At 75.8% G+C, this 11,147-nt stretch carries 7 protein-coding genes; 4 read left to right on the top strand and 3 right to left on the bottom strand.

All coding sequences use genetic code 11. The features are described from left to right. Positions 1-158 precede the first annotated feature (158 nt). Positions 159-2,045: an SMI1/KNR4 family protein gene (locus tag ACFV4F_RS32140; RefSeq protein WP_380507781.1), complete on the top strand. Its 1,887-nt coding sequence runs from the start codon at positions 159-161 to the stop codon at positions 2,043-2,045. A gap of 111 nt (positions 2,046-2,156) precedes the next feature. Here ACFV4F_RS32140 and ACFV4F_RS32145 read toward each other — a convergent pair whose 3' ends face one another. After that, complete coding sequence (locus ACFV4F_RS32145; protein ID WP_380439196.1) at positions 2,157-3,971, bottom strand: alkaline phosphatase family protein; 1,815 nt, start codon at positions 3,969-3,971, stop codon at positions 2,157-2,159. Positions 3,972-4,215: 244 nt separating this feature from the next. On the opposite strand from ACFV4F_RS32145, the gene ACFV4F_RS32150 reads away from it, so the two are divergent. Next, complete coding sequence (locus ACFV4F_RS32150; protein ID WP_380507784.1) at positions 4,216-5,400, top strand: hypothetical protein; 1,185 nt, start codon at positions 4,216-4,218, stop codon at positions 5,398-5,400. 31 nt (positions 5,401-5,431) lie between these two features. Here ACFV4F_RS32150 and ACFV4F_RS32155 read toward each other — a convergent pair whose 3' ends face one another. Beyond that, positions 5,432-5,788, bottom strand: coding sequence for an RICIN domain-containing protein (locus ACFV4F_RS32155; RefSeq protein WP_380507787.1), 357 nt, complete (start codon positions 5,786-5,788; stop codon positions 5,432-5,434). Between ACFV4F_RS32155 and ACFV4F_RS32160 the strand changes: the two genes are divergently transcribed. Together ACFV4F_RS32160 and ACFV4F_RS32165 are read left to right on the top strand one after the other, a co-directional pair. After that, positions 5,781-7,793 carry a hypothetical protein gene (locus ACFV4F_RS32160; protein ID WP_380507790.1) on the top strand — a complete coding sequence of 671 codons (2,013 nt, stop codon included), beginning with the start codon at positions 5,781-5,783 and terminating at the stop codon, positions 7,791-7,793. The genes ACFV4F_RS32155 and ACFV4F_RS32160 overlap by 8 nt on opposite strands. Before the next feature lie 66 nt (positions 7,794-7,859). Then, a complete protein-coding gene (locus ACFV4F_RS32165; protein WP_380507793.1) occupies positions 7,860-8,804 on the top strand; it encodes a bifunctional riboflavin kinase/FAD synthetase in 945 nt (314 codons plus the stop codon). A gap of 96 nt (positions 8,805-8,900) precedes the next feature. On the opposite strand, the gene ACFV4F_RS32170 is transcribed toward ACFV4F_RS32165, so the two are convergent. Beyond that, the gene (locus tag ACFV4F_RS32170; protein WP_380507795.1) at positions 8,901-11,078 is read right to left on the bottom strand and encodes a MinD/ParA family protein; all 2,178 of its coding nucleotides are present in this window, start codon (positions 11,076-11,078) and stop codon (positions 8,901-8,903) included. Positions 11,079-11,147: the final 69 nt, after the last annotated feature.

Genomic DNA, 11,147 nt, shown 5'->3' on the forward strand with positions numbered 1-11,147 from the left:
CCACAGCCACACACCACACCCCCCCCCCACCCCCCCCCCCCCCCGCCCCCCCCCGGGGGGGGGCGCGCGCGCCCCCCCCGCCCCCCCCCGCGGGGGGGGGGCCCCCCCGCGCCCGTCCGGCCCCGGAATTGTCAGTGGTGCGTGCAAGGATCACCGCCATGACCGAGGAGACGTTCGACTGGGGTTCCTTCCTCACCCGCTGGAGCGAGGAGTGGGCCGACACCTGCACCGAGCCCGCCGACGAGCCCGCCGACGAGCCCGCCGACGAGCCCGCGCGGGCGCGCGGGCTGGGCTTCGGGCCCGCCGACGAGGAGCAGATAGCGGCGGCGGAGGAGCGGCTGGGGCGCCGACTGCCGCCGTCCTACCGGGAGTTCCTCGCGGTCTCCGACGGGTGGCGGCACGCGGGCGGGTTCATCGACCACCTGGCCGGCGCCGGGGAGGCCCGCTGGCACGAGGACGCCGACGGCCTCGGCGAGCACTTCGACGAGGGCGAGCTCGACGGCATGTGGGCGCGCGCGCTCCAACTGGACGTCGAATCCGACATGACGTACGTCCTGCTGGATCCGCAGGCCGCCGACGAACACGGCGAGTGGGCCGTCTACTGCCATCAGGTGTGGTCCCACTCCCCGCCCACCCGGCACGACTCCTTCCGCGAGTTCATGCTCGCGCAGTACCGGGAGTTCCACCGCCTCGCCGCCGACCACCACGCGGAGCGGCCGTTCGCCAACGACACCACCCGCCGCCTGGACGCCCAGGTCGAGGCGGCCCGGCTCGACGCGCTGCGCGGCGACCACGAGCGGGCGGCCGCCGCGCTCGCCGACGCGGCCGGGTATGGCCGGCCCCGGGCCAAGGGCATGCTGCACCAGCTGCGCCGCCTGCTGGGGCGGACGTACCTGGTGGACTACGGCTCGCTGCCCGCCGATCCGCGCTACCTGCGCGAGGTGGTGCCGCTGCTCGCGGTCGAGCAGGTGGCGAACCGCCACGACGCGACGGTCTGGGGCTACCGGGTGGGCATCTCCTCCGGCCGGCACCGGGAGCTGGCCGACGAGGTGCTGCGCGAGGTCGAGGAGCGGACGTTCCGGTACACCGCGGAGGGCCCCTTCGGCGCGGCGGTCGAGCAGGCCCGCGAGCAGGCCCGCTGGGGGCGCACGGACGCCGCCTGGCACACGCTGCTCGCCGCGCTCCCGCAGTGGACGCCGGTCGGCCCCGACCACCTGGCCCCGGTCGGCCTGCTCGCCGACCCCGTCCTCGGGCCCCTGGTCACCCCGGAGCGCGCCCTCGCCCTGCTCGCCACCCCCAGGGACGGCCGCCCGGCCCCGCCGCCGACCGGCGGCCCGCGGGACGCGGACGAGCTCGCCTGGCTCGCCGACCACCGCGAGGCCTACCGGTTCGTCCTCGTGGAGGGAGTGCACCCGGCAGACCTTCCCGCGCGCCTCGGTGCCGAGGACGCCGCCCTCGGCGCACCGGCGACGCCCGACGAGACCCACCTCGCACTCGTCCGGGCGGGCGGCGGCTCCTCGTACAACTCCTACAACTCCTTCGTTTCCTACAACTCCTACGACACCTACGACGACCGAGCCCGCGCCGCCGTCGGCCACGCGGGCGAGTCCGGCTGGAGCTTCGCCTTCGACGCCCACCCCGCCCGCCACGACGAACAGCGCTACGTCTCCCCCGCAGCGGCCTCCTCGCACGGCACGCGCGCCGTGGTGGTGTGGTCCGCACCGGATCAGGGCTTCTTCCACCTCTCCGTCGCCGAACAGGGCACCGAGCTCTACGCCTTCACCGTCCGGGGCTCCGAGATCCACCGCACCGGCACGGACATACCGCCCGCCCTCGACCCGGACGTCCTGTTCGCGCCCGGGGGCGAGGGCCGAGCGGAGCGCCGGGCCCTGGCGGCGATCGCCGTCCACTTCGGTGTGGGCCTCCCGCGCTTCGCCCTCACCGAAGGCCGCCTCCACCACGTCACCACCCGTTCCTGGACCAGTCCCCCGGGCCCCGGCGAGACGTACGCCCGGATTTCCCTGGGCGGCTCCGGCGGCCGGTGATCGCGGCCGGTGATCGCGGCCGGTGATCGGCGCAGCACCCGGAGGAAGCCGGAACGACCGCGGCCCGGACGCCGGTCGGACGTCCGGGCCGCGGCGGGGGTGCCGCCGGCGTCAGCCGATGGTCAGCCGGAACGGTCCGGCGAGCACCGAGTAGCCGTCGTTGGCGAGGTAGTAGGCGTCGTACGCGCCCGCGCCGCCGATCTTGCCGGTCGACAGCGTGACCGCACCGCTCTGGTTGGGCGTGTAGGCCCAGGTCAGCGAGGAGCGGGAGCCCGGGGTGACGCCCGCCGGGTAGACGCCGACCCAGTTCTTGACCGCGACCTGGGAGGTGTTCGGCAGCGCGTACCGGAGGGTGACGTTGCCGCCGCCCGCGACCTCGTTCAGGTCGCCGGTGAGCGTCGGGCCGGTGGCCGCGGACGGGGCGAACGCGGCGTTGAGCGGGGTCGCGTAGGTGTCGTTCGCGGTCAGCCCGGGCAGGCCGAGGGCGGACTCGATGGTGCGGCCGATGGAGTAGTGGTCGTAGTGCAGCGGGCTGCTGGTGCCGGCCGGGACGGTGCCCTGCGAGCCCACCGCGACGGTGGCGACGTGGTTGTAGGCCTCGCCCGAGCTCTCGTCCCAGGTGAGGAGCAGCAGGGAGCGCTGCTGGGTCCACGCGGGCGAGGAAAGGACCGGGGCGAGGGTCTGCTTCAGCCAGCCGTCCTGGACCTGCAGGCTGGTGGCGCTGCCGTTGCCGGAGGCCTCGCCGTCGTAGTAGTCGTCGGCCGCGATCCAGGAGAAGTTCGGGGTGGTGGCGGCCGACTGGAGGTCGGTGGTCAGCTGTGTGGTGTCGAAGAGGTGGGCGGCGCAGCGGGCCGGGTTGCCGCTGATGTCGGTGTAGTTGATGAACGGCGCGTCGTCGGGCATGTACTTGGCGTCGTACTGGGTGGTGGTGTTGCAGGGTGTGCCCATGCCCTGCTCGTAGGCCTTCCAGGTCTTGCCGGCGTCCTCGATGGTGTCGCCGAGGTTGCGCTGCGGGGAGTTGATGTTGGGCCAGTAGGTGGCGCCCTTGGTGTACGCGTCGCCGCCGGCGATCGCCATGTAGTTCTCGTCGCTCGGGTGGTAGACGCCGTGCGCGTCGGTGAGGGTGGCGCCCTGGGCCATCAGGCCGTGGATGAACGGGGTGTCCGCCGGGTCGTTCATGATCTGGGCGTAGTCGGTGTTCTCCATCATGACGGTGAACACGTGGTCGTAGCCGGGCACGGCGGACGCGGGCGGGCTGACCGGGGCGGGGGCGGCGACGGGGGTGTCGAGGGTGAGCGAGAGGTTGTCCAGGTAGCCGGTCTCGTTCGTGGTGGAGAGGAACTGCACCTCGACCTGGATCGACCGGGCGCCGGCCGGGACGGCCCCGGTGGCGGTGCGGGAGAGGAACTTGGTGGCGAGGCCGCGGTCGGTCGCGGAGACGGTCGGCAGCTTGGCGGTCGTGCCGACCGGGTTGCCGCCGGCGTCCTTGAAGTGCAGGCTGACGGCGACGTAGCCGCCGTACGTGGTCCAGCCGCCCAGCCAGCCGGCGAGGTCGTAGTGCACCCCGCCGCCGTCGATGGCCGTGGCGGCGGAGGAGACGTCGACGGTCTGCGACATCGAGCCGTCGCCGAAGTTGCCCGGGCCGAAGAAGGCCTTGCCGGGCGTCCTGCCGTCGTTCGGCAGGCCGAAGGAGCCGACGCCCTGGCACATCACGTTGACGCCGCCGGCCTGGACGGTCCAGCCGGGGACGGTGGTGGCGGCGCTCCAGTCGTTGGTGCAGTAGCCGCCGGCCTCCGCGTCGCCGTTGACGATCAGGTTGCCGCTGCCCGCCGCCGCGTGGGCGGTGGCGGGGGCGGCGACGGCCGTCGCGCCGAGGAGGGGGAGTGCGGCGAGCAGCCCGCCGAGGGAGCTCCAGCGCAGTCTCATCAGGGGTACCTCGTCCCGTTGGTGAGGGTGGTCGCCATGGCTTCGCGCCATGAGCGGACATAGAAGTACCGGCCGGTGCTGTCCGAGGGAAGAACGGCGACCGAACTTGGTCAGACAACTTTGCGTGAGCGGCGAGGTGGCACGGGCACGATCGGAGCCGTCGGTCCCCCTGGCCGGCTCCGTACGCCAGACTGTCCGGCGTAGCGGGACGGCAGGACGCAGCAGGACACGGGGAGGAACGGCAGTGGTCAGCGACATCGTCAAGGAGCTGGGGGCGGCACTCGGTCGCACCGGCACGGTCCGCCTCGGGGCGGACCACCACCGCCTGACCGTTCCCGTCGCGGGCGGCGAGCTCGCGGTCGACGTGATCGGCGACGCCACGGCGCGGCGGGTGGTCCACCTCCTCCCCGGCGGCGGACTCAACGTCGCCGCCAACTACTGCACCGCGCGGGGCCGGAGCCTCGCCCGCTTCCTCGCCGACCACGGCTACCTGGTCATCGGGACGACGCCCCGCGAGGACGCCCTCACGCCGGAGGCCCCTGACGACTGCACGGCCTGGGGCCTGGACTCGCACCGGGCGGACCTCGAACGCGTCATCACGGCCGCCGAGGCCGTCACCGCCCTGCCGTACGAGCTCCTCGGCCACTCGGCCGGAGCCGCACTCGCCCTGGACACCGCCGCACGCACCACCGCCGCACGCGCCACCGCCGCACGCACCACCGGCAGCGCCGGTCCCCGGCGCGTCCTCGTCCTCGACACCACCGGCCCGTACGATCCCGCGACGGAGCCCGAGCTGGTCGCGAAGGCGGAGGCGCTCACCGACCTCCTCCAGCAGCAGCTGGACGCGGGTGCCAGGACCCTCGACCCCGGCCTCAAGGGACTCTTCGCCCGCGCGGCCACCGCCCCGGACGCGCCGAGCGGCATGCCCCGGCCGGTGCCCCAACAGGCGGGCGAGCCGGGGCGGTTCAGCAACCTCGGCCTGCTCCACTACGCGCTCACCCACACCCGTGACCTGCCCGGCCCCGCCAACTGGATCTACCACCGGGGCCACAGCGGCGGTACCCACGCCTTCGGCCCCACCCCCGCCGAGGACCGCTTCACCCTGACCCACACCCCGCTGGCCGTCGGGGCGGAGGCGATCGAGCGCCTCGGCAGCGGCCTCCAGCCCACCGCCCTGCTGCGCGACCTGGCCGCCGTGTGGGCCGGGCGGACGGACGTCCACCGGATCGACTGGGCCGCGATCCGGGCCGACGTGGTCTGGATCAACGCCGAACTCGGGCGTGGCGACCACGACTCGGGCGCCCGCCTGATCCGCGCGGGCGGCGCCCGGGTGGACTACCGTGTCGTCCCCGGCTACGGCCACGGCGACGTCGTGTGGTCGGCCACCGCCGAGCAGGACGTGTGGACGTCCCTGCTGCCCGGGCGCTGAGCGCGGTCGTACCGGCAGGGCCGCGTCCGCGTCAGGACAGCGTCCACACCTGGTTGTCCGCCTCCGAGCAGGCCTGCACCCTGACCCACTGGGCCATGCCGTCGGAGGTCAGGCACTGCTTGGTGGAGGAGTTGACGACCTGGTAGCCGCCGGGGACCGGGACGAAGGACCAGAGCTGGTTCTCCGCGCCCGGCGGGTTCGTCCAGACCTGGATCCGGCCGGTGGTCAGTTCGAGGTCGAGGACCTTGGTGTAGTTCGTCGAGCCGTTGCGCAGGAGGTAGCGCCCGTCGGAGAAGTAATCCAGGCGCCACTGCTGAGCCGGGGAGCGGTTGGCCGGATAGGTGCCGACGCGGTTGCCGTCCTTGTCGACGGAGTAGGCGTTGTCCAACGCGTTGCTCCCGAGGGAGAGCTGCGCCAGCGGGGGCAGTTGCGGCGCCGGCTTCGGCGCTTGCGTGGGCTGCGGCTGTGGCTGCGGCTGCGGTGCCGCCGTCGGCACCGCGGGCGGCACGGTGGCGGGCGGCTGGGCGGGGGCGGTGCTCGCGGAGGGCCTGTTCGTGCCGGCCGGGCCCGGGGTCCGGTTCGCGCACGGGGAGTTCGGGGACTGGCTGCAGGGACTGCACCTCGACCTGGACGCGGCGCTGCGGCTGCTGCTCGGGGAGGACCGGGAGGACCGGGAGGACGAGGACGCCCGCCCGACGGCCGGGGCGCGCGCGGTGGCCCGGCACCGGATCGGCCCGGTGGCGGCGGCGCTGCGCCGGGTGGCCGACACGTGGGGCGCGCCGGCCCTCGACCCGTGGCTGCACCGGCTGTGGCGGGCGCTGGACCTGCGCCCGCCGGGCGGCGAACCGGCCTGGTGGGCGGGCCGGCTGCTCGCGGCCGGGCTGGCGGCCAGTCCGGACGTCGCCGAACACCGCGCGCTGCTGGAGCAGTTGGCCGGCCGGATCGCCGAACGCGCCGCGCGGGACGGCGGGTTCGACGCGCTCCCGGCGGACGGGCTGGGCCGGTTCGGCCCGGCGTTCTGGACCGGGCTCGGGCTGTCCGTCGAGGACGAACTCGCCCTGCTGCGGCGCCTGGTGGTCGCGGACGGTCCCGGGCAGCCGTTCCTCGCGGCGGTCGCCGGGCGGCTGCGCGCGGACCCGGCGGCGGTGTTCCCGCTGCTCTGCGCGTGGTTCGACGACCGGCGCGGCCTGCCCGGTGCCCCCGGCAGGTCCGTCGCGGACCTCACCCACGACCTGCTCCTCGCCCACCGCAGGCTCGCCCTGGACGAGCTGGCCGACGCGCTGGCCGACGCCGCCCACCCCGGGGCGGACGCGCTGCTCACCGTGCTGGCCGCCGAGGAGCCGTCGGCGCTGTGCCGCGCGGTGGACCGCTGGAGCCACGACCGGCGGCCCGAGCGGCACGTCGCCGCCGCCGTGCACGCGCTGCGCGTCGCCCCGCACGCGTCCGGGGCCGGGCCCGAGCTGCTGCGCCACACCGCGCTGGCCCTGCTCGCCCGCGAGGACGAACCCGCGCTGCACGGCGCCGCGTTGGCGCTTCTGGTCGGCGATCCGCGGAGCCGGGCCGGGTACCTGCCGGCCGCGCTGGAGCTCCACCGGGCGGGCACCGACGGGTTCCTGACCCCGCGGGCGCTGGCCCCGGCCCTGGAGAGCGACCCGGAGCCCGTCCTGGCCGCGCTCGCCGACCGCCTGGCGGAGCCGCGCGCGCCCGTCGCCGAGACCCTGCGGGTGCTCGCCGACGCCGGCGCCCCGGTCGCCACCCGGCGGGGCGCCGAGCTGGCCGCCCGGCTGCTGCGGGAGCGCCCCGCGCTGGCCGGGCCGGTCGCCGCCGACTACCTGGGCCGCCGGCTGGAGCGCGCCGCCGTCACGGGCCCGGCCGCCCGGCTGGAGCTGCGGCTGCTGCTGGGCGGTGCGCTGGCCGCGCGGGCGGCGGCGGTCCGGCAGCCGTTCGCCGAGGTGCTGTCGGTGCCGGTGGCCGATCCGGCCGCCGACGCGCTGCGCTGCGAGCTGCTCGACACCCTGCTGGCCGCCGAGAACGACCCGGCGGTGCTGACCGCCGCCGTCGAGCGGCTGGCCGACCACTGCGCGGCCGAGAGGCCGGCCCGCGCCCGTGCGGTGCTGGCCCGGGCGACCCCCGGGCTGCCGGCCGCGGACGACCTGCTGGTGCGCTGCGCGGGCCGTTCGGCGGCGTTCGCCCAGCTGCTGGCGCAGTGGCCGCAGGACGTCGCCCCGACTCCGCCGGACGGCCCCCGGCTGGCCCGGATGCGGGCCCTGGTGACGGCCGGGCGGGACCCGCAGTACGCCGCCGCGGAGGCGGAGCGGGCACCGTTCGAACGTGTGGTGCGCTCAACCCGCATTCCGGTGCCTGAGCAGGGGCAGGCGCATGGCACGCTATAGGGGTTCGGGTTTTGAGCGTTTGAGCGTACAGAAGGTACGCGCCGTAGGGAACAAGGAGCGGTCAGGGTGCAGCGCTGGCGTGGCCTGGAGGAGATCCCCGGTGACTGGGGACGCAGCGTCGTCACCATCGGCTCGTTCGACGGGGTGCACCGCGGACATCAGCTGATCATCGGACGGGCGGTCGAGCGGGCCCGCGAGCTCGGCGTCCCGTCCGTCGTCGTCACGTTCGACCCGCACCCGCGCGAGGTCATCCGCCCGGGCAGCCACCCCGCGCTGCTCGCCCCGCAGGCCCGGCGCGCCGAGCTGATCGCGGGCCTCGGCGTGGACGCCGTGCTGGTGCTGCCGTTCACCCCGGAGCTGTCGCAGGAGTCGCCGGAGACGTTCGTCCGGCAGGTGCTGGTGGACGCGCTGCACGCGCGCGTCGTCATCGAGGGCCCCAACTTCCGGTTCGGGCACCGGGCCGCCGGTGACGTGGCGCTGCTCACCGAGCTGGGCCGGGCGGCCGGGTTCGACGTCGAGGTGGTCGACCTCCAGGTGAGCGGTGCGGCCGGCGCGGGCGAGCCGTTCTCGTCCACGCTGACCCGCCGCCTGGTCGAGACGGGCGACATGGCCGGGGCCGGCGAGGTGCTCGGCCGTCCGCACCGGGTCGAGGGCGTCGTGGTGCGCGGTGCGCAGCGCGGGCGTGAGCTCGGTTACCCGACCGCCAACGTGGAGACGGTGGCGCACAGCGCGATCCCGGCCGACGGCGTGTACGCGGGCTGGCTGACCGCCGACGGCGAGAGGATGCCGGCCGCGATCTCGGTGGGCACCAACCCGACGTTCGACGGCACCGCGCGCACCGTCGAGGCGTACGCCATCGACCGGGTCGGCCTGGACCTGTACGGGCTGCACGTGGCCGTCGACTTCCTGGCGTACCTGCGCGGGATGGAGAAGTTCGACTCGATCGAGGCGCTGCTGGTCCGCATGGCTGACGACGTCAAGCAGGCCCGCGAGCTGACCGACGGCGTCTGAGCCGCGCCGCCCGGCCGGTACGAAAGACCTGGCCCGTGCGTAGGACCCGGCCTGTGCGAGAAGGGCCCGCCGACCAGGTCGGCGGGCCCTTCGGCGTCACTGCGGGGGCTGCGGCGGGTAGCCGTAGCCGGGGGGCGGCTGGTACCCGTCCGGCTCCGCGGGCGGGGCCGGGTGCGGGGCGGCGGGCTGGGGCCACGCCGGCGCGGGCGGCTGCGCGCCGCCGGGGTGGGGCTGCGGGTAGCCGTAGGTCCCCGGCGGCGGGGTCTGGCCGGGCTGCGGTGCCCACGGCGTGCCCGGGGCCGGCTGGGCGGCCGGTGCCGGGTACGGCTGGGCGGGGGCCTGGTAGGGCTGCTGCTGGCCGGGCTGCTGCTGCGCGTACGGCTGCTGCGGCGCCTGCTGCTGGGCCTGTTGCTGCCAGCCGCCCTGCTGCTGGGCGGCCTGCTGGGCCCGGATGATGTCCTCGCCGACCAGGGTGGCCAGCTCGAAGTACGCCTCGCGGACCTTGGGGCGCATCATGTCGAGGTCGACCTCGGCGCCGGCCGCCAGGCTCTCGTCGAACGGCACCACGATGACGCCGCGGCAGCGCGTCCGGAAGTGCGCCACGATGTCCTCGACCTTGATCAGCTTGGCGGTCTCGCGCACCCCGGAGACCACCGTGATGCTGCGCTGGACGAGGTCCGCGTAGCCGTGCGCGGAGAGCCAGTCGAGCGTGGTGGAGGCGCTGGAGGCACCGTCCACGCTGGGCGTCGAGACGATGATCAGCTGGTCGGCCAGGTCGAGCACCCCGCGCATCGCGCTGTACAGCAGGCCGGTGCCGGAGTCGGTCAGGATGATCGGGTACTGGCGGCCCAGCACGTCGATGACCTGGCGGTAGTCCGAGTCGTTGAAGGTGGTCGAGACGGCCGGGTCGACGTCGTTCGCCAGGATCTCCAGGCCCGAGTGCAGGTCCTGCGAGGTGAACTGACGGATGTCCATGTAGCTGCGCAGGTGCGGGATGGCCGTCACCAGGTCGCGGATGGTCGCGCCGGTCTGGCGCTTGACCCGGCGGCCGAGGGTGCCGGCGTCCGGGTTGGCGTCGATCGCGATCACCTTGTCCTGGCGCTCGCTGGCCAGCGTCGCACCGAGCGCGGTGGTGGTCGTGGTCTTGCCGACGCCGCCCTTGAGGCTGATCACGGCGATCTTGTAGCAGCTCATCACCGGCGTGCGGATGATCTCCAGCTTGCGGCCCTTCTCGGCCGCCGCGGCCTTGCCGCCGAACTGGAACCGCGGCTGCTGGCGCTGCTGCTTGGGCTGGCTGCGCAGCAGGCGGTCCGAGGACAGCTCGACGGCGGCCGTGTAGCCGAGCGGGGCGCCGTGCGCGGCCTGCTGCGGGGCGGGGCCCTGCGGGAACCCGGCGGGCGCCGGGGCGCCGGCCTGCTGCGGCCAGGGCTGCGCGGGGCCGGGCTGGGCCGGCGGGGCGGGCTGCTGGTAGGCGGCGGGCTGCGGCCAGCCGCCCTGGCGCGGGTCGACCGGCGCGGTCGGCGGAGCGGGCTGTGCAGGGGCGGGCTGTGCAGGGGCGGGCTGTGCCGGTGCGGGCTGGGGCTGCGGCTGAGCGGGCTGCTGCGGCTGAACGGGCTGCGCCTGGGCCGCGGCCTGCTGGGCGGCCCACGCGGCGGCCTGCAGGTCCTGCAGGTCCTGCGGGGCGGCGGGCGGCTGCGCGAACGACGGCGGCGGGGCCGGCGGGCCGGGCTGCACCGGCGGCACGGCGGCGTGCGCGTCCGGGAACGGCTGCGGGTCCGCGTACGGCTGCGGCGCGGCCGGGCCAGGCTGCTGGTGCGCGAGCGGGGCCGCCGGGGGCCAGCCGGGGGCGACGGCCGGCGGCTGCTCGTGCTGGACCGGGGCCGGCGGCGGGAAGGCGGCGTGCGGGGCCTCGGCCGGGGCGGGCGCCGGCCCGGGCGCGGCCACCGGGATCGGGGCGGGTGCGGGCGGCTGCTCGGCGACGGGGGCGTGCGCGTGGGCGGGTGCGGGCTCGCTCACCGGAGCGGGGAAGGACAGCGGGGCCGGAGCCGGAGCCGGCGGCGGCACGACGGCCGGGGCCGGGGCCTGGGCCGGAACCGGGGCCTGGGCCGGGCCCGCCGGATCAGGGGCGCCCTGAGCCGCCGGCTCGGCCGGGCCCGCCGCGCCGTCCGTCCGCACGTACCAGGACGGGGGAGTGTAGTCGGGGGCGTCGGACCAGTCGTCGTCGTCCTCCGCCGCGTTGTGGCCGACGTAGACGCCGTCCCGATCGCTGCTCACTAGGGCTCCCTCGTGTTCGCCGCCGCTTGTTCAGCGGTGCCGTTACCGCCTCAAGACTAGGCCGTACGG

Origin of the sequence: Kitasatospora sp. NPDC059722, from assembly GCF_042733235.1 — a bacterium.
GTDB lineage: Bacteria > Actinomycetota > Actinomycetes > Streptomycetales > Streptomycetaceae > Kitasatospora.